This window comes from Merdibacter massiliensis (assembly GCF_900155395.1).
Classification (GTDB): Bacteria; Bacillota_I; Bacilli_A; order Erysipelotrichales; family Erysipelotrichaceae; genus Merdibacter; species Merdibacter massiliensis.
Genome location: NZ_LT699724.1, coordinates 41,466 through 65,518 on the forward strand (window position 1 = coordinate 41,466; position 24,053 = coordinate 65,518).

Here is a 24,053-nt window from a genome sequence, read left to right on the forward strand (position 1 = left end):
GTGTTATAATGGGAGTACATTTTGAAGAGGTGGAAGTGTGAATAAAAATGCGCAAAAAGGGCCGACTTAAAAACAGGAGGTAAAAGATATCGAAAAAATTTATAAGTTGACTGGAATAGAAGAAATATCAATGCCAGATTGTTTTAAAAAGTTCAATGCTTTTTCAACTGTAAGTGAAGGATTGGCGTTTGGTTTTGGATCCATAAAGGATTCATGGTCACATGGATTAAATTCTTCTCCTGTAAGGATCATGTGGTAGATGCTGACCAGCATCATGCGTGCGATCGCAATGATTGCTTTCTTATGACCTCGTCGTTTCTTGATATTGGAATACTTTCTTCCAAAATAAGATGTCTTATCTTTGATGGCCGATAAAGCACATTGGACAAGCAGAGGTTTGAGATACTGTCCAGCTTTTGAGATACGGACTGACTTTTTCTTGCCGGCACTCTCGTTGTTGGCAGGAGAAAGTCCGGCCCAACTGACAAGCTGTTTGTCGGATTCGAACTGAGACATATCAATTCCTATTTCAGAGATGATAAGAATAGCAGATAAAGCACTGATTCCTTTTATTTGTGTGATGTGCTGAAAAGATCTGCGAAAAGGATACGCACGCTTAATCAATTCCACTTCGCATGAATCAATGAGCTGATCTAAATATTCCATATGATCCAAAGATTTTTCCATCTTGAATCGTTGATCCGATTCAATGTGATAGCCATGAAGAGAGTCCAGTATCTTATCTTTGTTCTTACAGTTTTTGTGAACGAGCTTTAGGATCTTGTCATCATCGATCACATTGGATTTCATGACTTCTTTCATAATGTTGGAAGCCGTCTTGCCAAAAGGATCTGAAACAACAGAAGCCAGACCGACATTAGAAATGGTCATACAGTTTTGATAACGATTCCGTTCTGAAGAACGCATGCAGACCAGTTTGTATCTGTAACGTGCGATCTCACGCATCTCCCGAATTTCTTTGGGAGGGATAAACGAAAACTTGATCAGATCATGTTTGAAGAGATCACAGATCCATTTGGAATCTTTCTTATCTGTCTTCTTGCCTTTGATGGCTTTGACATACTTGGGGTGAGTTAAATGGACATTGGTCTCATCTTCAAGAATGTTAAAGATCGGGATCCAGTATTTACCGGTAGACTCCATACAGACATCAGAACAGTGATGAGATCGCAGCCAATCCTTTAAACGGTATAGGTCGGAGTTTAAAGTGGAGAAGGATCGTTGGAAGTATTCTGTAATGTTGGTCTTTCTATCGGTGATCCCAATAGTAGCGACAACCAGGTTTTTGTGAACATCCATGCCACAACAGTTGAAACGAACGATTTTCATTACCATAAAAAAACTCCTTTCATGCAAAAGGAGAGGTGGCATTGACTGTCATCAAAGCGAATCGACAACAGTTGATTGAACAATCATAAGTGTCCAGGCTCAAAGTCCTACTTATTTGTGCTTGAGATGATGACGGCAACTTATATATATACAGGATATTCAATTGAGTAGAATTCCTACTCACCTCCACGTGCTCTGTAGTGTACCACCTCTCTTATATGGTAACACGAAAAAATGAGACGTGTGAGATTTATTGATGAAATATTTGTGTCCGCGCGACCTTAGGCGCGGGGAAATGGAGGAATATATGAGCAAATGGGTCGTAACTCTGCATGAGAAAAAATCAATCAAACAATTAAAAGATGCAGGAGCAGATGAGATCCTTCTCTCTGTCCCATTCTTTTCGTTGCGGGGAGCACATTTATTTGCAATTGAGGAATTGCAGGATATCATAAATGAAATCCATAGCCGGGGATTATTGGCAGCGATAAATTGTACGCGTTTTTTTATGGAAGATGAATTGCCTGCTCTACGGGCATTTTTAAAGTTTTTGAAGGAATGCAAAATAGATCATATTTATTTTGCGGATGAAGGTGTTCTCTATGAAGGGGCGCGATTGCAGATGTCTTCCTGCTTTGTCTATCAGCCGGACACTCTGATTGCAAATCAGAAAGATGTTGCTTTTTATCTCTCACAAGGGTGCGTGGCTGTTTCTCTATCTAGAGAGATCACTTTAGCAGAAATCCAGCAGATTGCATCTAATGTGGATGGATGCGAGGTGCTGGTGCATGGCAGATTTTCTATCATGCATAGCCGTCGTCCTTTGCTGAGCAGTTATTTTTCATTTATTGGAAAAAAGGAAAGGGTCAAAGATCGTCGAGATCTCCAATTGCAAGAGTCTACACGGACGCAGCGGATGCCAATTATAGAAGATGAAAGCGGCACACATGTTTTTAGTGAATATACATTGGAAAGCTTTGCGCAGATTCAGAAGATGCAAGATGCAGGAGTAACACGTTTTCGCATAGACAGTATCTTTCACGATGATGCATGGACTATTGCTGCTTTGCAGGATTATCATGCTGTTTTGCAGGGAAAAGTAGCTGCGGAAGAGATTGTAGAAAAATGGAAAGAACAAAAAGATGAGAATTACAGTGAAGGTTTTTATTATACAAAAACAACATTGGTAAAGTGAGGTGAGCGAGATGAACAAAATTGAATTGCTGGCACCTGCTGGTGATCTGAAACGTTTAAAAATTGCTTTGTTATATGGAGCAGATGCTGTTTATATTGGCGGGCAGCAGTTTTCTTTACGTTCACGAGCCAGTAATTTTACCTTGCAAGATATCAGGGAAGGCGCAGCTTTTGCAAAGAGCATGGAGAAACATGTGCATGTCACACTGAATCTTTTGCCTCATGAAGAAGACCTTCCTGGACTTAAGGAATATGTTTTGGCTTTAGAAGATGCCGGTGTGCATGCATTGATCGTTGCTTCACCAGCTATTGCCACGTATGTCAAACAAATTGCGCCTTCTTTAGAAGTGCATATTTCTACGCAACATTCAACGACCAATTCTTCTGCTATCCAGTTTTGGAAAGAAATGGGTATGGATCGTGTCGTATTAGCAAGAGAGTGCACGCTGGAACAGATCCAAGCCACTTCTGCTAACTCTCCATTACCGGTCGAGGTGTTTATTCATGGAGGAATGTGTATTTCTTTTTCGGGACGTTGTGTATTATCGAATCATATGACAAATCGGGATGCAAATCGCGGTGGATGTGCGCAAAGCTGTCGATGGAAATATGAAGTATATGCAAATGATCAGGCCATCCATGACCCAAATGACTTATTTTCCATGTCCAGCAAGGATTTGCAAGCAGTTCGTTTTATACCGCAGCTGATCGATGCAAAAGTAGCAAGCTTAAAAATTGAAGGACGAATGAAAAGTGCCTATTATATTGCCACTGTGGTGCATGCTTATCGTATGCTGATCGATGAATATATGGAAAAACATGCATTGAGTGAAGAGAGAATTGCTTTTTATGAAGAAGAAATTGCCAAGGCGGAAAATCGACCCACAGGGCCGGGATTTTATTTAGGTATGCCAAAAGCACATGATCAGTTGTATGGAGTGAATGGTGCTGGCGTGACACAGGAGTATATTGCCGATGTGTTAGCTTATGATGCGCATACACAAATTGCAACATTGCAAGTTCGCAATCATTTTTATCCGCATATGGAGGCAGAGGTATTCGGCCCTCACACAGCATCGACACGCTTTCGTATCGAAGAAGTATATGATTTGGAAGATACGGCATTAGACGTGTTGAATCAGCCGATGCAAATTGTTAAAATAAAAAGCGCGCTTCCATTGGAACCACAGGCAATGATCCGAAAAGTTTATGATCGGACACAGCGGAATGTTTATTGATAAGGGAGAGAGAAATATGAAATTAAAGAATAGCTTCTTTTATACGATGCGAGAAGATGCCAAGGATGAAGATAGTAGAAGCGGAAATTTGTTGGTCCGCGCAGGTATGATCAAAAAGACAAGCAGCGGTATTTATATGATCATGCCAATGGGAAAACGGGTATTGTCCAAGGTAGAAAATATTGTACGAGAAGAGATGGACAAAAGCGGTGCTCAGGAATTGTTGATGCCTGCTTTGATATTAGAAGATGTATATGAAAAAAGCGGTCGAAGAGAAGCTTTTGGTTCCAATATGTTTGCTTTGAAAGACCGTTATCAAAAAAATTATGTACTAGGTCCTACGCATGAAGAATTATTTGCAGTAGCAGCAATGATGAAAGGAAGATCCTATAAAGATTTTCCATATAATCTGTATCAAATTCAAACAAAATATCGTGATGAAACCAGACCGCGTTACGGTTTGATTCGTGTTCGCGAATTTATCATGAAAGATGCATATTCATTTGATGTGGATCTAGAGGGCCTGGATGTGTCTTATCAAAAGATGTATCGTGCTTACTGTAATTCTTTTGACCGGATGGATCTAAATTACAAGATCGTTAAGGCAGACACTGGAGCAATGGGTGGACTATTGTCTGAGGAATTTCAGGCTATTACGAATATTGGAGAAGATATTGTTGTTGGTTGTGAAAATTGTGATTTTTCAAGTAATCTAGAAATCACAGAAGTCGTTGATACAGCAAATGATGCGACGGATGAAATGCTTCCTTATGAGATGGTGGAAACACCGAATGCCAGAACGATTGAGGAGGTAGCTTCTTTCTTCGAAAGAAAAGTAACGGATTTCGTAAAAACGCTTGTCTATCGTGTGGATGGTAAGACAGTGGCCTTCTTATTGCGCGGGGATCGGGAATTGAATGAAACAAAGGCATTAAAATTATTAGGAGCGAATGAACTGGAATTGGCTGATTTTGCAGAAGTGGAGCGCGTGACACATGCGCGTGTCGGTTTTGCAGGCCCAATCGGTATTGACTGCCCAGTGATCATGGATCGGGAAGTGTCTCATATGCGCAACTTTATCGTTGGAGCAAACAAGAGCGATCATCACTATGTCAATGTCAATCTTCGTGATTTTACAGTAGAAAAAATTGCGGATATCGCGCAAGTGCATGAAGGAGATTGTTGTCCGAAATGTGGCGGAAAGTTAAAATTTGAACATGGTATCGAAGTAGGAAATCTGTTTAAATTAGGGACGAAATACGCTACAACGATGGGTCTGCAATACTTGGATAAAAACAATAAACTGCAGCCGGTTGTGATGGGATCTTATGGTATTGGATTAGAACGCTGTATGGCTGCCATCGTTGAACAACATAATGATGAACATGGTATCGTTTGGCCATTGTCAGTTGCTCCATATGCGGTTTGTATCGTCATCGTTTCCATGAAGGATGAGCAACAGAAAACAGCTGCTTATCAATTGTATGATGAATTAACAGCAATGGGTGTGGAAGTATTGCTGGATGATCGGGATGAAAGAGTTGGCGTAAAATTTAAAGATATGGAATTAATAGGTATTCCTTACCGCATTACAGTTGGCCGTGGCATCGTTGATGGCAAAGTGGAGTTTGTTGATCGAAAAACACAGAATAAACAGGAATTCAGTCTCGATGAATGCAAAGAGATGTTGGAAAAACTTATCTAAAAAAATATGAGAGGGGAATGTGACCAATCATGTGTAAGTAATATTCGACAGGTTTTGACCCGTGAAAGTCGAATGGTGTCACCTGACCTTTGTCCTCGTCCCTTAAGCCGGTATGATCATTGAGTTGATTTCATGCCGGCTTTTTTTCGTTTTTTATTACATATCATTCTTCACTGCTGTCCATGATCCTGAGCTGATTGATGATCAGGTCCCAGTTCCTGCACCTCTGTGTCCATCTGCTGCTCAGATTCTGAATAGCCAGATACAGCATCTTCCTCAAGCTGTCATCATTAGGGAATACATTCTTTGTCTTTGTCACTTTTCTGAATTGTCGGTTTAGTCCTTCGATCGCATTTGTCGTATAGATGATCTTTCGGATTTCCACGGGATAATCGAAATACGTGCTTAGTATGTCCCAATTTTCTTCCCAGCTATGCACCGCTGTTGGATATTGTTTCTCCCATTTTTCACTGAATGTCGCCAGCTGGCTCATGGCCTGTTCTTCTGTATTTGCCTGATATACCTGCTTGAGATCTTTCATAAATTCCTTGATGTGTTTATAGCTCACAAAACGTGTGCTGCTGCGGATCTGGTGAATGATGCATCTCTGTATCCTTGCTTTGGGATAAACAGCCGTGATTGCTTCTTTGAAGCCGGTAAGGCCGTCTACGCAGAACAAAGAAACGTTCTGTACCCCTCTGCTTTTCAGCTCATTCAATACGCCCATCCAGTATTTGGCCGATTCGCTGGCACCTACCCATAAGCCAAGGACCTCTTTGATTCCGTCCTCATTGATTCCCAGGATCACATAGGCAGCCTTTGTCACCACTTGATGATCTTCACGGATCTTGTAATGGATGGCATCCATGAATACGAAGGGATAGCAGGCTTCTAAAGGGCGATCCTGCCATTGTTTCACCTCAGGAAGGATACGCTCACTGATCTTGCTTACAAGTCCTTCCGATATCTCCACGTCATATAGACCTTTGATCTGCTCCTTGATCTCACGGGTAGACATGCCAGCAGCATAAAGGGACAGGATACGTTCCTCGATACCATCTGCATTGCGCTGATACTTTGAGATGATCTTTGGTTCGAATTCTCCGTTGCGGTCTCTGGGGACATTGACCTCCACTTCACCCAGCTGTGTTTTCATCGTCCTTTTAACGGAACCGTTGCGATAATTCTTTTTAGCATCATCATTTCTTCTTTCCGCATGTTCATAACCGAGATGCTGATCCATTTCAGCTTGTAATGTTTGTTCGAGGACATCGGCGAACATGCTCTTCATGCAGTCCATGATATCCTTGGTAGATGTAAACTTTTGTTCATTGATCAGATCCTTGATCTGTTGTGTCGAAATAAAAGATGTGTTCATGTCGAATTCCTCCTGATAAGATCGTTATTCATCTTCATTCTTACCTGTTTTCAACTATTTACACATCTTTTTCTACATTCTCTATGAGAGCTTTCTTTTGAAAGCTTCATATCAGATTGTTGACAAAGTGGTACTTATAAATAAGTATCGCTTTTCTTTTTTCTTAAAATAGCTAATAATTATATTTTTTACGTAATATTGTGTGGTTTTAGAGATGCTTTTCCATCTCCATTTGGACATTCTTTTTAGATTATGACACGCAAAAATCATCAGCGATTGATGCTGATTTTTTTTTAATCCTCTTAACCTGGTATATCTCAACGTATGATGTTCCTTGCAGTCTGCGAATACTCTCTCTATGCTTTCTTTTCGCTTAGGATAGATTTCCTTCCACTTTGGTGTATGCCGTATCTCATCCATTACTTCTTCCCGGTATTTCTCCCATACATGCCGTGTCACTACTTTCTGGAAGTTCTTTGATGATGTGCATCTTTTTCTTAGCGGACAGTTCTCACAATCTTTTGGATCTGATTTGTATTCTTTATATCCAAGCTTGTTTGTCGTGCTGTAGGACAGCACTTTATGATTCGGACACAGATAACAGTCGTATCCTTCATCATATACATACTCGTATTTCTTGTAATATCCCTGCTTCGTCATCGGTCTTTTATAGGGTGCATACATTTTTTGTCCATTTTCTAATATCGTCTTGCATATTGCCGGTGTTAGATATCCTGCATCCAGACATATATTTTTTATCTGATCCGTATATTTTTCTTTCAATACTTTATATGCTGAAAAGAAAGATACGCTATCATGTATGTTTCCCGCAACACACACGCTTGCCAGCACAAATCCATTTCTGTCGCAAAATGTTTGATGTGAATATGCAAAACATTTTTCCTTTTCCCCTTTATGGAAACAGCCGCTTTCCGGATCCGTTTTGCTCATTTTTATATATTTTGTTTCTATGTCCCGCTTTAATTTTCATCAAAATTCAATTCTTCTTTTTCATTCTTTTTGATTGGTTTCTTGCCATGTTCCTCACGATCTTTGTTTATCTCCTCCAGCAGATCGTTTTCATAAACCTTCTTCATGATTTCAACTTCTTCGTCGGTATACTTGTTTTTATTCGCATTTGCCTTTTGATGCGTGGAATCTCCATATACGCTATCCATATCCACAAAACCATAAGAGATCGCCTGCTTCAATATATGATCAAAGATTTTTTCAAATACTTCGCTGTCGCTATATCTGCGGATATAATTTTGACTCCATGTAGAATAATTTGGTACCTTTTCATCCATGGAGATCCCCAGAAACCAGCGATATGCAAGGTTTACCTGTATTTCTCTGCAGGTCTTTCTCATAGAGCCTATTCCGAAAATGATATTGATGAAGATCATTTTAAAAAGCACCACGGGATCTATGCTCGGTCTGCCAACATCGCTGTAAAGATTCTCTACAAGAGGGTAGATAAAATTCCAGTCAATGCAGCTTTCCAGCATTCTGACATCATGATCCTGTGGTACCAGTTCTTCTATCGTATTTAATATAATATTATCGTTTTTGTTGTTTCTTCTTGTCATTGCCATATCTTATCACTCCTATTTCACCCACTTTTATTATACCAGTTCAAGCATTATAAAAGGCAAAAAGAATCATATGTTTTTGGGTAAAATAGGAATCCTTTTTGCCTTTTTTATTCTATCATATAAAAAATAGACTGTCGACTCCTTTGTCAACAGTCTGATATGAAGCTTTCTTTTGAAAGCTTCATATTTTTATGAAATCCTTTTTGCTATCTGATTGCTGACTTGACTCAAAGTAACTTCATCTAATGAGCACAACATAGACAAGGCACATTCTTGAGCTTCATAATCGGGCAGCTCTAACGTATCCTTGTAAAAAGTACGATACATATGGTACTGATTCAATAATGGTGTAATTTTGATCATACCATCAGGAGATAAGGAATACATGTGCTTGGTTTGAATCAAAAAATTTTCTTTTACAAATTCAACTAACATTCGACTGACACTAGCTCTGGATACACCTAATTGGATGGCAAGGTCGATAGGCCGAAAAGGGTGCTGCGGGCTCGAATGCAATAAGGCAATAGTTAAAAGATATCTTTTTTTTGTTTCGGTAAGTGCCATAGGACCACTCCTTCATACAATCGTTAGCTTTAACTAACATATTACAAAAAAAGTGTACTGGATTTTTATAAGAGTGTCAATTCAAGAAAAGGAATAATTTTCCTTTATTGTTAACCGTCGCTAGCGAAAAAAACAGGATTGTAAGATAAAATTGTAGAGAAAATAAGACAAAATGCATTTGAAAACACTTACACGGAATGAAAAAACTTTCTTTGTATTTTGTTTTTATGGGAAATCATGTATAATAAGCATAACGTGCAAAACGTCAAAAGGAGGAGTACCATGAAAGAAACAATTTATTTGAACGATGATCTCGCGATTATAAATTTCAACAAAGCGTATCCAAAAAATGGAGATGATTTTTTAACATCGTCTACATTTGCAAACTTTGTGCGAATGTATATTGAATATCTGAAGACATTTGATGAAGATCTTTATCTTTATGCTCTTCAAGGAAGAAGCGCTCGTGAAGCAGCTTTTGAAATTATCAAATTATTTCGTATGATGCGTATTTTCCGTTGTGAGGAAATTGAATCTATTTATCTGAATGATAAAGCAAAGTTATTAGAGTTTGTAGATGAACTATATAACTTCTGGAAAAAACATCAGCGTTTTTCAGTTATTTCCAGCGGCACGGCACAATCATTAGGAGCAGATAGCTTTGTATTATTGGACTCCAACTTCAATAATTTGAATCTGTCTTTGTATCGTATGATGGAAGAGCGTGTCATGGGACGTAAAAATCGTGTGTATCGCCAGATGCAGGCTGGAACAAATGCTGCGGTGAGCGTTCGTTTGAACAAAACGAAGCTGAGCGAAAAATACGATTGTCTGCAAGACATTCCATTTATCGATTCAGTGATGCTGCGTACACCGATGATCTTGCATCCAAAATCTAATAAACGTACAGGTATGTTTACGGAACGAAAAGACAATCCGATTGCTGATTTTACAGGTGACGGTGATACTTGGTTCTGTTATCCATGCAAGATTGGTTCCTTGTTAGCATTTATCTACTTTCATCGTGATTTCTTTGCTTCTGCGGTGTCATTAGGAAATCTGTTTGAGTTGGCAAATATCGATGAATGTGAACAAAAACCAGATTTGATTTGTCTCTTTGGTAATGAAGACGGAAAAGATGAGACGACATTCTATCATGATGAAGAAGAAGATGTCTGGGTTGGATGCGTAAGTTATAACCAGCGTATTGAATACTTTGGATATCTGAAAAAGATGTCATTGACCCTGCACAATCTGGCAATGATGAAAAAAGGCTGGCTGCCAATTCATGGTGCTTTTGTCAATATCACATTGAAAAACGGCAAGAAAAAAGGCATTATGCTGATGGGAGATTCTGGTGCTGGAAAATCAGAGTCAATCGAAGCGTTAAAAGCACTGGGAAATGAAAAAATCAAAAAGATCGAAGTCGTATTTGATGATATGGGCACAATTCATATTGAGGATGGTGTTCCTTATGGACAAGGAACAGAAATTGGTGCCTTCATTCGTTTGGATGATCTGGATCCAGGAACTCCATATCGTGACATGGATCGAAGTGTATTCATGTCTCCAGAGTCAAAGAATGCGCGTGTTATTACACCGGCAGCACCTTATGATATCGTATCAACGAACCATAAAATCGATTTATTTGCTTATGCGAATAATTATGATAACAAGATGGGACTACATCGCTTTACAGATATGGAAGATGCAAAAGCTGTTTGTAAACAAGGTAAACGCATGGCTTTAGGAACTACGCAGGAAGTTGGTATCTCAACAACATATTTTGCAAATCCATTTGGTCCTATGCAGAAACAGGAAGTTTGTGAACCGTTGATCGATGAAGTCTTTGAATGTTTGAAAGACAATAATGTCTTTGTCGGTGAGATCTATACTCATTTAGGATTTAATAAAGAAGAACGTGAAGGATTAGAAGTAGCTGCGCAAGAACTTTTGGACTTTATTGAAAAACACTAAAATATCGAAAAATGAAAAAAACAGGTGGATATAAAATAGATGGATACACCTGTTTTTTCTAGTGATGGAAAATTTGTAAAAATGTATGAAAATTACGTAAAAATCGCAATTTTATTCATTCTTACATCTTGCATATTTGACTTATGCATTGTATCATATAATGTGTACGAAGGAGGAATTTTGACATGTCAATTATTGTTGATGTTTATGCAAGAGAAGTGCTTGACTCCAGAGGTAACCCAACTGTTGAAGTTGAAGTAACAACAGAAAGTGGTGCATTTGGACGCGCTATCGTACCAAGCGGCGCAAGCACAGGAGAAAGAGAAGCTTTAGAGTTACGTGATGGTGACAAAGGACGCTTCATGGGTAAAGGTGTACAGCAGGCGGTGAAGAATGTAAATGAAATCATCGCACCAAAAGTAATTGGTAAGAGCTGCTTAGACCAAAATGCAATCGACAAGCTGATGCTGGATTTAGATGGAACTCCATTCAAGAAAAACTTAGGTGCAAATGCTACTTTAGGTGTTTCTATGGCATGTGCTTTGGCAGCTGCTGACTTCTATGGTATGCCATTATATAAATATTTTGGCGGTTTCAACGGAAAAGTATTGCCTGTTCCTATGATGAACGTTTTAAATGGTGGTTCTCATGCAGACTCTACTGTTGATTTCCAAGAGTTCATGATCATGCCTGTAGGCGCTAAGAACGAAAAAGAAGCTGTACGCATGGGTTCTGAAACTTTCCATAACTTGCGTAAAGTATTAAAAGCTCGTGGATATAACACGAACGTAGGTGATGAAGGTGGTTTCGCTCCTTCTTGTGAAAAAGGTAATGAGGAACCATTGGAATTGATCGTGGAAGCAATCAAAGCTGCTGGTTATGTACCTGGCGAAGATATCTGCATCGCTATGGACGTTGCTGCTTCTGAATTCCATAATCATGAAACAGGTCTGTATGAACTGAGCAAATCAGGTCAAGGAACTAAGACTACAGATGAAATGATCGATATGTATGCTGAATGGGTTGAAAAATATCCAATCGTATCTATCGAAGATGGTTTAGGAGAACGTGACTGGGATGGCTGGAAGAAACTGACTGATCGTTTAGGAGATAAGATTCAGTTGGTTGGTGACGACTTGTTCGTAACTAATCCTTCTATCTTAAAAGAAGGTATCGAAAAAGGTATCGCTAATGCAATTTTGATCAAAGTTAACCAGATTGGTACATTGACTGAAACATTCGATGCTATCGAAATGGCAAAAGAAGCTGGATACACTTGTGTTGTTTCTCACCGCAGCGGTGAAACAGAAGATACAACAATTGCTGATATCGCAGTTGGTTTAAATGCAGGTCAGATCAAGACAGGTTCTATGTCAAGAACAGACCGTATTGCTAAGTACAACCGTTTGATTCGTATCGAAGATGAATTGAACGAGCGTGGAGCAAACAACATTGCCCAGTACTTAGGAAAGAACGCTTTCTATAACATCAAGAAATAATTTTAGAAGAACCGTGGTGATGCCACGGTTTTTTTATTTATACAATGATAGAAATCAGAGAAAGTGTTACAATATAGGAAAGAGGAGGTGTTCTTATGATCGATCAATTAAGTGAAGATATGAAAAAATTGATCCTTTTGGGGATTGGTACAGTTGCACTAACTGCCGAGAAATCAAAGCAAATAATTGATGAATTGGTTAAGAAGGGAGAGGTGAGCGTCGAACAAGGAAAAATTTTGAATGAAGAATTAAAACACCATGTACGTTCGAAGGTAGAAGACGCAAAAGAGGAATGTGCAAAACAGCGCTTTGAGAAACTCCAGCAACAGGTCAAATCTTTATCAAAAGAAGAATTAGAAGAGTTGAAAGCCGTCATCCAAGCACAGGAGAACACGGTTGCAAATGAAGAATGAAACATTGACAAGTAAACGCCGTCTGGCACAGATTATCTCCATCCTGCATAAACATCAGATTACAAAAGGAATTGATCCAGTAAAACTGCGTGAGATCATCGAAGATTTAGGTCCCACTTTCGTCAAAATCGGACAGTTAATGTCTTCCAGACAAGATATGTTTTCTAAAAGGTATTGTGATGAGCTGATGAAGTTGAGAACGCAGGTGGCACCGATGGAAAGTTCTGTCGTTCATTCAATTTTGGAAGAAGAATATGGATGCGATATAGAAGAAATGTTCCTTTCCTTTGATGAACATGCACTTGGATCAGCTTCTATTGCACAAGTACATCGTGCAGTATTGCAAACAGGAGAAGAAGTGGTATTAAAGGTACAGCGTCCTTTCATTTATGAGCGTATGGAACGCGATATTTCTTTGTTGCGAAGAGCCAGTAAATTGCTGCATCTTTCGGATGTATTTAGTAATGTGATTGATGTCAATGTTGTTTTAGATGAATTTTGGGAAACGGCAAAACAAGAGATGGATTTTATCAATGAAGCTAGCTTCATGCAACGTTTTGCTGCATTAAATAAAGATATCCAGTATATATCGTTGCCTTTTGTTCGTAAAGATCTCTCTACATCAAAAGTGCTGATCATGGAATATATAGATGGTTATAATATTGATGAATATGATCGCTTGCAGGAAGACGGATACGATTTGAAAGAAATTGCCGCCAAACTGGCCGATAATTATATGAAACAGATCATTCATGATGGTTTCTTTCATGCTGATCCGCATATGGGAAACTTGCGTATACGCGATGGAAAGATCGTTTGGCTGGATTTTGGCATGATGGGGCAGTTAAATGATCGCGATAAAGAACAGATTCGTAGAGCATTTAGCGCGATGGCCCGTAATGATATCAGCGAATTAACTGAAGTGATCCTGACTTTAGGTGTTCACGATGGCCAGTATGATTATAATCGTTTATATGATGATCTAGAAAAGCTGATGGGTGCTTATATGACAAAGAATCTGCAAGAGATCGATTTGGGAAAAGCTGTACAAGAGATCTTTACAATTGCCCATCGACATCGTATCTCCATGCCGAAAGGTATTTCGATGTTGGCAAGAGGACTGATCAGTGCGGAGAGCACTATTGCCTTGTTGGATCCGACCACTAATATCATTACAACGGCTGTCAATTATATGACTGGACAAGGTCTGTTTTCAAAGGAGCATATACAGGAAGAAACGAAAAAGCTTTCCCGTAATGCGTTGGATCATCTTCAAAAAGGCCTGCGTATTCCTTCACAATTTTCGCAGACACTTCATTTGATCAATAAAGGAAGATTAAAGGTAAATTTAGAGGTAATGGATAGTTATCAGCCTATTTATTTAATTGACAAGATCGTCAATAAATTAATTATGTGCATTGTTGCTGCAGCTCTATTGATTGGTTCTTCTTTGATCTGTACGACAGAAATGACGCCGCAGATATTAGGAATTCCAGCCTTAGGATTTATGGGATACATTGCAGCTGTGTTGATCGGAATCTGGATGCTGTTTCATACACATGTAAAACGTTAAACATTCTCGATATTTTCTAGAACTGTGTGAAAATGTCGGGAATGCTTTACTTTTTAATAAACTGCATTATAATGGAAGCAAGATTCTTAAAAGACGGGAGGTTTACATCATGGATTATAAAAAGATGGCTGCAGCTTTCGCAGCAGGAGGAGCTGTGTTGGCTGCAGGTGCTGCTTATACAATGAAACAAAAGAATAACAAACAGCCGGGAATCCATTTTTCAACAGGCGGAGGCAGGCATGTTTATTTATCGGATACTTCACTGGCCTCTTTAGCAGTGGCAGTTTATTTGATACGTGACTATAATTTTGATGGAGACAATATCCACATTTTTGCTCCACAAGAATTTCTTGGCGGCAGATGCAGTAAAGCCAACAATAAAGAGGTCGTGTTAAATGGAAATGTATGGTTACACGAAAATGATTGCTGTCGTTTTTGGGAGTTGTTTCGCAGTATTCCTTCTGTTGAAAATAAAGGCGCTTCTGTAAAAGGTGATATTGTGCATTTTAATCAAGATCATCCTTTCACCTTGACAAAACTTCCAGTGTTGCGTTCACAAAAAGAGGGCAGCTTGGGAGTAGGAAAAAAAGAACGCCGATTCTTAGAAAAATTAGTATTAACTTCAGATGAGAAATTAGAAAAAGTCAGCGTTCAAGATTGGTTTGGAGAAAATTCGCTATTTTTCCAAAGTGATTTTTGGATTTTATTACGAACGTTATATGAGTTAAAAGAAAGTTCTTCAGTACGTTTTTTACGTACATTATTGTTGACGCAGACAGAGGAATTACGGCATATAAAGACATTGGAGGGATGGATGCAGTTACCTCAACATCCCTATGATGCATTGATCGTTCCTTTGTATTCCTATTTAAAAGGTTATGGTGTTCATTTTCATATTGGCGCATCTATAACCGATATCCGATTTAGTGACACATATAACTTACGAGCCAATCATTTGCTCGTTCAAGAAGGAAAACAACGCTATCAGATAGAGGTGAATAGCGACGATCTGTGCATCTGCGCATTAGGTGAAGAAGAGCGAAGGGCAGCATTCGGATCGATGGATGCTTCTTGTCAAATCCCTGCTGAAAGCGAAGATTTATGGAATTGTTTGGCTTCCCACCGCAGTGAACTAAATGTGCCTGGCAAGCTTTTTGAACCCAAAGATGGTGCACAGGGAACATTTATCATAAAATTGAAAGAAACAGATCTTATTGCATTATTGCAGCAGGCGAATATCGATAACAGATTTTGGTGTCTGGCAGATTCCAATTGGGGACTTTCATTTTATATGAATCCACAGTCAGATACGAAAGATGAAATTGCGGATATTTCGTTATATGGCAGTGTCTTGTATCCGTTTGAATTAGGTGATTATGTTCGAAAACCTTTTGCAGAGTGCACAGGAAAAGAAATCCTTATTGAGCTATTGTCACATTTAGGACTGCAGGAGCATCTAGAAGAGATCGTAAAACAATGCAATGCAGCTATACCTTGCGTATTGCCGCATGCACAAGCAGCTAAGCTTGCAGAAAATGAACCGGTATTGAATTCTGCAAAATTAAATGACAGCAATTTCGCAGTATTATCGCCATATCGTAAGATAGCTTCATGCAATTGGTTAGAAAATCAAGTTGCACAGGCATATGATACTGTAGAGAATTTGATGCATCCACAGATAGAACGTAAAGAACAGATTGCTAAAAATTTGAAACAGCAAGCAAAGGCGGTTCGTCTTTTGCGTCAGGTGGAATAAATTGGTTCTTTTGCACGTCAGCAAAATGTATGCTATACTGATATTGCATATCATAGATTGGAGATGATTGTATGTACGAACAAAATTATCAAAGTGGTTATTCTATCGAAGAAGGTATGCGCAAACATGCCATGCGCACATTTGGCTGGATGGGACTTGGCCTTTTAGTGACAGCAGTGAGTGCAGCGTTCTTCTATTTTTCAGGTATTTATTTGCGTGTTTTATTTAGTTTAGGAAGAATGTATATCTTGTTGATGGCTATCTTGCAGATCGGTGTCGTGGTTGCATTTACTTCGCGTTTGACACAACGTCCTGTTTCTACGACACGTATGCTGTTCTTAGTATATTCTTTGATTACTGGATTTACATTTTCCATTATTGGCATTGCATATGATCCCCAGGCAATCATGTTCGCTTTTGGGATTACTGCCGTTTATTTTGGATCTCTTGCTGTCATCGGCTATACGACAAAGATCAATTTATTAAAATTTGGTCCGCTGCTTTATACCTCTTTGATTGTCTTGATCATCGCAGAAGTCATTCTTGCTTTTACAGGGGCTAGCGGCAGCATCATGCTATTGACGACCATTGGATTATTGCTGTTTACAGGATTGACGGCTTATGATGTACAAAAGATGAAGGTTTTATATTTGCAATGTGATGATGAAATGATGCGTCAGCGTTTGTCTATCTATTCTGCCTTCGAATTGTATCTGGATTTTATTAATATCTTCTTGTACATCTTGCAAATGGTAGGCAACAGAAACTAATGTTTGTAAGACCGCAGCAACCTCAAACAGTTATCAAGACTGCTTGAGGTTGCTTTTTTTTGCTCCATCAGGACTGCATGCGCTACGATTGCAATAGAAAAGATGCCTTTTCGTTGAGGCATCTTTTTGCTTATATATATCATTTTTGCTCGATTTGCATTGATTGCATTTCTTGTTTTGTTGCACCATTTTTCTTGCCATAGTTTTCCCAATATACATCAGAAGCTTTGATAAACATCTTTTTTGATAACGGCATGGTTACTTGAAACGTTTGATTCTGCTTTCTTTGGATAGAAACGGCTAATTTTTTAATTTTTCTATTCACCAGAAATTTGAAAGGCGTCTGTAAAATAGCCTCTCCGCTTCCAATTTTTAAAACAGATCCAAAAGGAAAATCATGTTGATCACAAAATAAATGGATCATTTCGACCGCAATGTCATTTTGGCGGGGTTCTAAGAAACCACAGTTGATCAGGACGGAAATAGTGGGGCGATTTTCTGGCAGATGTGTTGCTAGCGCTTTTAAAAAGGTTAAAAGGGGAACAGGCAGAGAATCTGCATATAAAGGAAATATCAAGAGTATTTCTGTTGCATCCTTTATTTGCTCGCAGAGTTCTAATGTGTTATTTTTATTGATTTCTATATACTGATAAGGCATATGGCAATATTTCTCAAATATATGTGCATATAACCTAGAATTAGATCTTGGGGGACGTGGACTGCCATTGATTAACCATATTTTTTCCATTGTTCTACCTCTTTTGACACGATATCATTTACTTTCTCTTCTGGAACAAAAAGTACTTTATAATTTTTAAAACTCATATTTTTTGCATTGCGTGCAACTAGTTTTTGGAAAATGGATGCCTCTCGTTTTGAGATGTCTCCATAAGCGATGATCGTTGCATCTTTTGCGACGACTGCCCGCTGCACGTGATGTGTTTCCCCTTCGTGCAGACGAATGAATGCCTGCTGGATGGGAATGCTTCTTTCTAACAAGGTCTTCATTGGAAGATCATAACCTCCATATGCTAATTTGCTGACATAGAGAACTCTTTCACTTTTTGCGATAAGAGGATAGATCTTTACTGCGTCATCACGGATGACGCATTTGCCGATTGTTTTTGTCCAACATCCAAAACAACCAACACAGTTGTGCATATTTTGTTTAGTCAGATCGATGTATTCAAATGAATGCTCTTGCTTTTCAGTTAAAACAAGTGGGTGATCACTGATGATTAAGTTCATGTATGCCTCCTTTTTTTATCAGGCTATATTATAGTATGTTCGCGTAAAAGAGGGAATTAGAAAGCACTGAAAAGGGAATAACTCCCAAAAAAAATCTCTTATGAGATTTTTTTGTAATTGGCAATATTTGCATTTGGATCAATGAGGGGACGCAGTTTCTTTTTGCTTCCACTGAAAAGAACAGTCACACCTGGTCCATGTCCGCTTGTGAATGAGTCGGAATGTACGATCACCCCGATGCTGCAGGCTCCATTTCGGTAATGTGGTCCATGTCTATTATCATGATCTTCGATCATGATCAAATCGCCAAAGCGCAGTTGATTGATTCCATATCGCTCATTTGCCTCTTTATCTTGCGTCATGATATCATAATCCCCATTCATCATCGTTGTAGACCCTAGACCGCTGCCCATAAGAAAGGCAGGAATCGTCGTAACTACCGGTACATAGAGCGCCTGGTCCTCCTCCTTAAATGGTATTGCATTGAACAGTGATGGATCCAAATTCATGATCTGAATATCAGGATAATCCAATAATTTGAATCCTTGCCCATATGCTTTGATCAATATGCGTTCATCTCCATTCATCATTTCTAAGATCTCATTTGGAAAATAGACCATTACATGGTCGATGCCGCCGTGTTTGCCTGTAACATAACCAATACTGCCTTGTGCAGGGCCGTTGGTGATGCGCGCTTCATTGCCTACGCATGCAAAGGACATCAAAGCCTTGTTTTGTTTGTCACCTGCATTTTTGATGGATACACCTGGCTCAATATGATCTCCGGCAATTCCCATACAGCTATCCAGCATTGCGTAATTATAGACGATGCCTCCTACAGACATGGCGATTCTTCCATAACCATCATAACCGACCCAATGGCCGTCACCGGATAAAGTAGGATGATCAACATTGCCGCTTATGCTCATAATTGGTAAATGATCTATATTTGTTTTCATTTCTTGTTCACTCCTTTTTTCTCATTATACACCAGGAAGAAAAAGTATGCTATAATGAGAGCATGCGTTCACAGGAGGTGATGAGATGTTTTTCCATCACATAAAAATACGTAGCTGTGATCCGCACCCGATCATGGCTGAGGAATATGAAAATATGCATACACGCTTGTCAAAATTTCAGGTTCCTTTGACCCAAATGCCTTTTTATCAGATGCTTTGTGACCAAGCGCATCCATTTTCTAAAAAGCAGACAATAGAAGAATTTGAATTGCCTTTGTCCCGCAATCTTTTTGGATTATACGAGACGATCGTTGCTGTCAATGGTGTCAAATTTCGTTTTTTGATTGATACAGGAGCACAGATCAGCGGAATCCGCAAGCGGTGTTGTGAACAGCTTCATTTAGAAAAGATTCCAGGAGATCTAGAGATTGGAAGTGTGGGAGCAACAAAAATGAAACTGCATGCAGTTCGTGCCAACCGAATACGTTTAGGCGGTGTCATCTGGAACAATGTACCATTGGTCTTGTTAGATGAACAGCGTTTCTCGCTTCCTTTTCTTCGTGTAGATCTTCTGCGCTTTGATGGAATATTAGGCTGGGATTTGTTGTCAATGCTAGATTTTGAGCTTGATACGATCGAGAAACGGATGAAAATCGTAAAAAACCGTTACCGTTTCGATCATCGAAACTTGCTGCCAGGAAGCTTTCCATCTTTGGTTGTGCAAGAACCGGATGGAAAGACTGCATTATTTGGAATTGATACAGGGGCAAAACAAAGCTGGTTAGGCAGCAAATACATTGAGAAAAGGGATTTGCGTATCCTTAGTGAAGCAAAAGTCATTGGTTTTGGGGTGCATGGTAGGGAAGAAATGGTATCTCCAATTGTAGATCGGGTGCATCTATATGTGGATCGTGCCGATATACAGTTGTATGGATGTATCAGTGCTTTTGTTGAAATTTATGAAGGATGTCCATTTGATGGCATCTTTGGCAATGAGATCTTTGCGGGCAGGCGGATTCGATTTGTCAATAGTAAACATACTGTTTTGTTAACATGATAGAAAATAGGAGGAAGTAAGATGATAACGGGTAAAATTGTAATGGCAAATAAAGAAGTGATTCCTTTTGAATTATATGAGGAAGATGCACCGATTACAGTTGCAAACTTTGTAAAACTAGTTAAAGAAGGGTATTATAATGGGAAGACGTTCCATCGTGTGATTCCTGGTTTTGTATCACAAGGCGGATGTCCATATGGAAATGGTACAGGTGATTTGGGGTACACGATTCCCTGTGAAACAAAAGGAAATCCACACCGTCATGTAGCAGGTGCTATTTCTATGGCACATCGTGGAAAAGATACAGGTTGTTGTCAATTTTTTATCGTCCACGAACCACAACCGCATTTGGATGGAGTACATACTGTTTTTGGCCAAGTAACAGGCAATATGGAAGCAGTTCGTTCCATGCACAATGGTGATGTCATGGAAAGTGTATCGGTGGATGCGTAAGAATGAATGATATCAAACGTTTAGGCACTCCTTTATTGGTCTTGATACTTGCGGCTTTGATCACACGCTTGATGAATGCTTACATGCAGATTCCTTATCAGAATATGATCTTGTTGATTGTGGAAGTTGCCTCGCTTTTTCTGTTTGGAATGTTCTTGAATAAAAGTCATGGTCGACGTAATGGAGGAGTTTTTAAAAAAGTATTCGCAATTGTTTTTACGATACTCTTTCTTTGTCTGCAATTAGGATTCTTTTCTTTTTCATGGCTGAATCAGTTTTTGGATCTGATTGGAGGCAATAATGTTTTTTATATCAAGATGATGTATATTTATTGCGGCTATCTTTTTGGTGATTAAAAGATAGCCCTTTTTAAAAGGAGAAGGTAGAAAATGGAACGTAAATTGATCTTTTTTGATATTGATGGAACATTGACGAGCGCACATAAGTTTGGATTTGTGTACGATAGCACAAAAGAAGCTCTGCGTCTTTTACAAGAAAATGGACATTTTATTGCACTGGCGACTGGCCGTGCGGCATTTCGCGCTCGCGCGTTTCAAAAGCAAATTCAGATCCCGAATATGGTTTGTGAAGGTGGAAACCAGCTTGTGTTCGATTATGAAACGTTATCCTATGAATTGCCTGATCAAGAAGTCTTCTATCCTATTTATGAATTAGCAATGAAGGAGAAGATGGGAATCGCTGTTTCCTTGCAGGATAATCGTTTACGGATTTCCCCCAATGATTTATTTCATCGTTATGCTGGCGATTTTTCAAATTTTATGGATGTACAGATAGATCCGCAATTTCAGCTTACGACCCAAGGAATTCGCCGCTTGTTTCTAGCAGGGGATCTGGTACGAATACAATCGTTGATTTTGCCGTTATTGCCGAAAGGAATCGGCATCATGCATTATATGGATGATCAATTTATCATCATAGAACCAGATGACAAGTATAAAGGAATCCAAAGGATGATCGATCATTTACAAGAAGATGAAAAGAATGTCGTTGTATTTGGAGATGGTCCAAATGATCGACAGATGTTTCGTGATGCACCATTTTCCATCGCTATGGGCAATGCGATACCAGAATTGAAAGAACTGGCAGATTATGTCTGTCCGGCAAGCGATGAAGATGGTATTTATCGTGCATGTAAACATTTTGGATGGATATGAAAAAAGAGGATGCTTTTTAGCGTCCTCGCTGTTTTTGTCGCAATATTTCAAATGAAAAGACAGCAGTTGCACTGACGGCATTCAGTGCATTGCGCACCTCACGGCCGTAAGGGATATAAATGTTTTGCCTGCTTGCATTTTTCACTGTTTTGCTTAAACCACGCATTTCTCCGCCGATCGCAATACATAAGCGAGAGGGAAAAGAAAATTCATATAAACTAATGGCATCTTTTCTTTCGGCGCAGTAAAGGGGGATTTGCCGTTTAGCAAGTTCATGCAGAACAGACGTTAGGTCATCACAGCAGATTTGTGGAAGAAACTCGCTTGCACCAGCACTTCCTTTTACGATGATGCCTGCCGCATTTTGCCAATTGCGTTTGGAATAGATCACACCGTCACAACCGCTGGCATACAATGTGCGCAATACAGAGGCAAAATTAAATGGATCTTCAATCCCTTCTATCAATGCTAAAAAGCAATCGCCGGATTTGTCGCAGTCGGCTAGTGTTTGATAGCATCTTTCACCGCAATAACATACGATCCCTCCATGTGTATGACCGTTTGCCAGGGCGTCAATTTCTTGCCTTTGACACTTGCGAATCGGTATTGATCGTTCTTGCGCCCGATATAAGATCCACGTTGTATCACGGTCTTTTTTCTTTTCGTCGACAATTACTTCATGCACTTCTCGTACATTGCCTAAGATGGCGGCTTTCACTGAAATATTTCCTTCTAGTAAATATCGTTCCATAATTTCCTCACATTCATATACATTATAGAAAAATAAGTTTTTATTGGCAAGATATGGCTAAGCTTAACAAGCAGTCTAACACAGATAGCTTGACAATCAATTTTATTCTGTGTATATGATAGAAACATAAAAAAGACAGGTGATGATGATGAAGATTGCAGTTGTATCGATGGCGGTGGATCCAGGAAATTGCCATGCAAATGTCAGATTGATGAAACAATATATCATAAGTGCGGAAAAAAAACAGGCGGATCTGATTGTTTTTCCGCAGAATGCTGTTACAGGATATCCGTTAGGAGATCGATGGCTGGATAAAGATTTTTGTTCGTATGCAGACCGCTGGAATGAAGAAATCGCTGCGATGGCAAATAAGATCGCAATTGTATGGGGAAATGTAAGATATCGGGGAAACCGCTGTTTTAATTGTGCTTTTTTTGCATATCAGCAGCATTTGGAAATCCGGGTAAAAGGATATGAAGGAACCATCTGCAATGATGCACGCTATTTTGACAGCATGGAGAATGCGGAATTGATCGAATATCAAAATGAGTTGATTGCATTAAACTTTCATGATGAGTTGCAGTTAGCGACCATGAATATTACTCTTGATGCGACACAGCATTCGATAGATCCTAAAGGAGCGACACAAGTATATGTCAATACGGGCGGATTTTGGCAGGATGATAGAGGTGTTCATTTATTTGACGGCCGCTGTTTTGTAACGAAGGGACATAAAGTGCTGCATTTCAGCGAGTATGTGGAAGGATTGCATATTTGTACGGAAGAACAAAGCATGGAGGTTTCTTTAGCTGGTCAGCAGAAGCGTTTGGCTTGCCTGTTTGATGCTTTAGAACAGAAAATAGGAAAATTCACATTAATGAATGATCCCTTTTCTAAAAATGTCTCCATGATATATCATCGTCCCTGGTTATGGAAAACGGATATAGGTCTTCCTGTATTTCAAACGGTTGATTGGGGCAAAAGAAAAAGCAGTTTTACTTTATTGGCTGATTTTACACCGGCTCAATTACTGGAAGCAAAAGTGATTCGTTCGTTGGATGAACTGACTTTAGAAGCAGTGATCATTGCTTATTATGAAGAAACTAACAGCATTGACGGTATCTGTCTTCGTTTATTTCAAAATAGGAATCTGTCGCATCAAATCGATGAGCTGTTAAAAGATTTGGGCACAGCAGAAGAAACAATAGTGAAAACATGGATTCAGTTTCAAAGAATAAATTTGAGTAATGAAATTGATAAAAAGTACATACAATATTTAAGAGCAGTGATAAGAGAGAATTTACAAAAAAGAATGTTAATGATGACGAACAATTCGATGTAAAATGATATTCTTTTCCGTGTATATGTTATATAATAAAAAACAGGAGGTAGTAGGAC

General features: G+C 39.1%; 21 protein-coding genes and 1 pseudogene. 14 read left to right on the forward strand and 8 right to left on the reverse strand.

Translation table 11 applies throughout. The features are described from left to right. Positions 1–99: 99 nt before the first annotated feature. Positions 100–1,356 (reverse strand): IS110 family RNA-guided transposase, encoded by a 1,257-nt coding sequence (locus BQ9859_RS04990; protein ID WP_075876229.1) that lies wholly within the window; start codon positions 1,354–1,356, stop codon positions 100–102. A 250-nt stretch (positions 1,357–1,606) separates the two neighbouring features. On the opposite strand from BQ9859_RS04990, the gene BQ9859_RS04995 reads away from it, so the two are divergent. Genes BQ9859_RS04995 through BQ9859_RS05005 form a run of 3 tightly spaced genes read left to right on the forward strand, consistent with a single transcriptional unit; the run spans position 1,607 to position 5,487 of the window. Next, a complete protein-coding gene (locus BQ9859_RS04995; protein ID WP_083662683.1) occupies positions 1,607–2,545 on the forward strand; it encodes a peptidase U32 family protein in 939 nt (312 codons plus the stop codon). 10 nt (positions 2,546–2,555) lie between these two features. After that, on the forward strand, positions 2,556–3,782 hold the full coding sequence (locus BQ9859_RS05000) for a peptidase U32 family protein (protein WP_075877139.1): 1,227 nt from the start codon (positions 2,556–2,558) through the stop codon (positions 3,780–3,782). A gap of 16 nt (positions 3,783–3,798) precedes the next feature. Further along, positions 3,799–5,487, forward strand: coding sequence for a proline--tRNA ligase (locus tag BQ9859_RS05005; protein ID WP_075877140.1), 1,689 nt, complete (start codon positions 3,799–3,801; stop codon positions 5,485–5,487). A gap of 163 nt (positions 5,488–5,650) precedes the next feature. Here the strand turns inward: BQ9859_RS05005 and BQ9859_RS05010 are convergent, their stop codons facing one another. The 3 genes and pseudogenes from BQ9859_RS05010 to BQ9859_RS05020 all read right to left on the reverse strand — a co-directional run bounded on the left by BQ9859_RS05010 (position 5,651) and on the right by BQ9859_RS05020 (position 9,024). Next, the gene (locus tag BQ9859_RS05010) at positions 5,651–6,865 is read right to left on the reverse strand and encodes an IS256 family transposase (RefSeq protein ID WP_075877063.1); all 1,215 of its coding nucleotides are present in this window, start codon (positions 6,863–6,865) and stop codon (positions 5,651–5,653) included. A 111-nt stretch (positions 6,866–6,976) separates the two neighbouring features. After that, positions 6,977–8,460, reverse strand: a pseudogene (locus BQ9859_RS05015) (IS1182 family transposase). A gap of 189 nt (positions 8,461–8,649) precedes the next feature. After that, positions 8,650–9,024 (reverse strand): helix-turn-helix domain-containing protein, encoded by a 375-nt coding sequence (locus BQ9859_RS05020; protein ID WP_075877141.1) that lies wholly within the window; start codon positions 9,022–9,024, stop codon positions 8,650–8,652. A gap of 282 nt (positions 9,025–9,306) precedes the next feature. Here BQ9859_RS05020 and BQ9859_RS05025 point away from each other — a divergent pair, with 282 nt between their 5' ends. From BQ9859_RS05025 to BQ9859_RS05050, 6 genes are all read left to right on the forward strand, one after another. Further along, positions 9,307–11,001 (forward strand): phosphoenolpyruvate carboxykinase (ATP), encoded by a 1,695-nt coding sequence (locus BQ9859_RS05025; RefSeq protein ID WP_075877142.1) that lies wholly within the window; start codon positions 9,307–9,309, stop codon positions 10,999–11,001. A 185-nt stretch (positions 11,002–11,186) separates the two neighbouring features. Continuing rightward, positions 11,187–12,500: a phosphopyruvate hydratase gene (eno, locus tag BQ9859_RS05030; RefSeq protein WP_075877143.1), complete on the forward strand. Its 1,314-nt coding sequence runs from the start codon at positions 11,187–11,189 to the stop codon at positions 12,498–12,500. A 95-nt stretch (positions 12,501–12,595) separates the two neighbouring features. After that, entirely contained in the window at positions 12,596–12,913 is a 318-nt protein-coding gene (locus BQ9859_RS05035; protein ID WP_075877144.1) for a phasin family protein, read from the forward strand. Then, positions 12,903–14,486: an ABC1 kinase family protein gene (locus BQ9859_RS05040; protein WP_075877145.1), complete on the forward strand. Its 1,584-nt coding sequence runs from the start codon at positions 12,903–12,905 to the stop codon at positions 14,484–14,486. Before BQ9859_RS05035 ends, BQ9859_RS05040 begins: the two co-directional genes overlap by 11 nt. A gap of 109 nt (positions 14,487–14,595) precedes the next feature. After that, positions 14,596–16,242, forward strand: coding sequence for an oleate hydratase (locus tag BQ9859_RS05045; protein WP_075877146.1), 1,647 nt, complete (start codon positions 14,596–14,598; stop codon positions 16,240–16,242). A 71-nt stretch (positions 16,243–16,313) separates the two neighbouring features. Then, positions 16,314–17,012, forward strand: coding sequence for a Bax inhibitor-1/YccA family protein (locus BQ9859_RS05050; RefSeq protein WP_075877147.1), 699 nt, complete (start codon positions 16,314–16,316; stop codon positions 17,010–17,012). A gap of 139 nt (positions 17,013–17,151) precedes the next feature. Here the strand turns inward: BQ9859_RS05050 and BQ9859_RS05055 are convergent, their stop codons facing one another. The 3 genes from BQ9859_RS05055 to BQ9859_RS05065 form a co-directional block, all read right to left on the reverse strand. After that, on the reverse strand, positions 17,152–17,760 hold the full coding sequence (locus BQ9859_RS05055; RefSeq protein WP_075877148.1) for a hypothetical protein: 609 nt from the start codon (positions 17,758–17,760) through the stop codon (positions 17,152–17,154). Then, positions 17,742–18,260, reverse strand: a complete 519-nt coding sequence (locus BQ9859_RS05060) for a flavodoxin family protein (RefSeq protein WP_075877149.1) — start codon at positions 18,258–18,260, stop codon at positions 17,742–17,744. Before BQ9859_RS05060 ends, BQ9859_RS05055 begins: the two co-directional genes overlap by 19 nt. 98 nt (positions 18,261–18,358) lie before the next feature. Continuing rightward, entirely contained in the window at positions 18,359–19,219 is an 861-nt protein-coding gene (locus BQ9859_RS05065) for a DUF4438 domain-containing protein (RefSeq protein WP_075877150.1), read from the reverse strand. 85 nt (positions 19,220–19,304) lie between these two features. Here BQ9859_RS05065 and BQ9859_RS05070 point away from each other — a divergent pair, with 85 nt between their 5' ends. Genes BQ9859_RS05070 through BQ9859_RS05085 form a run of 4 tightly spaced genes read left to right on the forward strand, consistent with a single transcriptional unit; the run spans position 19,305 to position 21,904 of the window. After that, positions 19,305–20,276, forward strand: a complete 972-nt coding sequence (locus BQ9859_RS05070; RefSeq protein WP_075877151.1) for a retropepsin-like aspartic protease — start codon at positions 19,305–19,307, stop codon at positions 20,274–20,276. A gap of 21 nt (positions 20,277–20,297) precedes the next feature. After that, a complete protein-coding gene (locus tag BQ9859_RS05075; RefSeq protein ID WP_075877152.1) occupies positions 20,298–20,729 on the forward strand; it encodes a peptidylprolyl isomerase in 432 nt (143 codons plus the stop codon). 2 nt (positions 20,730–20,731) lie between these two features. Then, positions 20,732–21,085 (forward strand): hypothetical protein, encoded by a 354-nt coding sequence (locus BQ9859_RS05080; RefSeq protein WP_075877153.1) that lies wholly within the window; start codon positions 20,732–20,734, stop codon positions 21,083–21,085. Positions 21,086–21,118: 33 nt separating this feature from the next. Beyond that, positions 21,119–21,904: an HAD hydrolase family protein gene (locus tag BQ9859_RS05085; protein ID WP_075877154.1), complete on the forward strand. Its 786-nt coding sequence runs from the start codon at positions 21,119–21,121 to the stop codon at positions 21,902–21,904. A gap of 16 nt (positions 21,905–21,920) precedes the next feature. Here BQ9859_RS05085 and BQ9859_RS05090 read toward each other — a convergent pair whose 3' ends face one another. Continuing rightward, positions 21,921–22,655: a TrmH family RNA methyltransferase gene (locus BQ9859_RS05090; protein WP_075877155.1), complete on the reverse strand. Its 735-nt coding sequence runs from the start codon at positions 22,653–22,655 to the stop codon at positions 21,921–21,923. Positions 22,656–22,803: 148 nt separating this feature from the next. Here BQ9859_RS05090 and BQ9859_RS05095 point away from each other — a divergent pair, with 148 nt between their 5' ends. Next, a complete protein-coding gene (locus BQ9859_RS05095) occupies positions 22,804–23,997 on the forward strand; it encodes a carbon-nitrogen hydrolase family protein (RefSeq protein ID WP_075877156.1) in 1,194 nt (397 codons plus the stop codon). Positions 23,998–24,053: the final 56 nt, after the last annotated feature.

Bases quoted from the DNA above. Each gene is read 5' to 3' on its own strand.
- BQ9859_RS05050 (WP_075877147.1), top strand. From the start codon at position 16,314: ATGTACGAACAAAATTATCAAAGTGGTTATTCTATCGAAGAAGGTATG.
- BQ9859_RS05045 (WP_075877146.1), top strand. From the start codon at position 14,596: ATGGATTATAAAAAGATGGCTGCAGCTTTCGCAGCAGGAGGAGCTGTG.
- BQ9859_RS05055 (WP_075877148.1), bottom strand. From the start codon at position 17,760: ATGGAAAAAATATGGTTAATCAATGGCAGTCCACGTCCCCCAAGATCT.
- BQ9859_RS05080 (WP_075877153.1), top strand. From the start codon at position 20,732: ATGAATGATATCAAACGTTTAGGCACTCCTTTATTGGTCTTGATACTT.
- BQ9859_RS05035 (WP_075877144.1), top strand. From the start codon at position 12,596: ATGATCGATCAATTAAGTGAAGATATGAAAAAATTGATCCTTTTGGGG.
- BQ9859_RS05075 (WP_075877152.1), top strand. From the start codon at position 20,298: ATGATAACGGGTAAAATTGTAATGGCAAATAAAGAAGTGATTCCTTTT.
- BQ9859_RS05095 (WP_075877156.1), top strand. From the start codon at position 22,804: ATGAAGATTGCAGTTGTATCGATGGCGGTGGATCCAGGAAATTGCCAT.
- BQ9859_RS05010 (WP_075877063.1), bottom strand. From the start codon at position 6,865: ATGAACACATCTTTTATTTCGACACAACAGATCAAGGATCTGATCAAT.
- BQ9859_RS05070 (WP_075877151.1), top strand. From the start codon at position 19,305: ATGTTTTTCCATCACATAAAAATACGTAGCTGTGATCCGCACCCGATC.
- BQ9859_RS05060 (WP_075877149.1), bottom strand. From the start codon at position 18,260: ATGAACTTAATCATCAGTGATCACCCACTTGTTTTAACTGAAAAGCAA.
- BQ9859_RS05065 (WP_075877150.1), bottom strand. From the start codon at position 19,219: ATGAAAACAAATATAGATCATTTACCAATTATGAGCATAAGCGGCAAT.
- BQ9859_RS05025 (WP_075877142.1), top strand. From the start codon at position 9,307: ATGAAAGAAACAATTTATTTGAACGATGATCTCGCGATTATAAATTTC.
- BQ9859_RS05000 (WP_075877139.1), top strand. From the start codon at position 2,556: ATGAACAAAATTGAATTGCTGGCACCTGCTGGTGATCTGAAACGTTTA.
- BQ9859_RS04995 (WP_083662683.1), top strand. From the start codon at position 1,607: ATGAAATATTTGTGTCCGCGCGACCTTAGGCGCGGGGAAATGGAGGAA.
- BQ9859_RS05040 (WP_075877145.1), top strand. From the start codon at position 12,903: ATGAAGAATGAAACATTGACAAGTAAACGCCGTCTGGCACAGATTATC.
- BQ9859_RS05005 (WP_075877140.1), top strand. From the start codon at position 3,799: ATGAAATTAAAGAATAGCTTCTTTTATACGATGCGAGAAGATGCCAAG.
- BQ9859_RS05020 (WP_075877141.1), bottom strand. From the start codon at position 9,024: ATGGCACTTACCGAAACAAAAAAAAGATATCTTTTAACTATTGCCTTA.
- BQ9859_RS04990 (WP_075876229.1), bottom strand. From the start codon at position 1,356: ATGGTAATGAAAATCGTTCGTTTCAACTGTTGTGGCATGGATGTTCAC.
- eno (WP_075877143.1), top strand. From the start codon at position 11,187: ATGTCAATTATTGTTGATGTTTATGCAAGAGAAGTGCTTGACTCCAGA.
- BQ9859_RS05090 (WP_075877155.1), bottom strand. From the start codon at position 22,655: ATGGAACGATATTTACTAGAAGGAAATATTTCAGTGAAAGCCGCCATC.
- BQ9859_RS05085 (WP_075877154.1), top strand. From the start codon at position 21,119: ATGGAACGTAAATTGATCTTTTTTGATATTGATGGAACATTGACGAGC.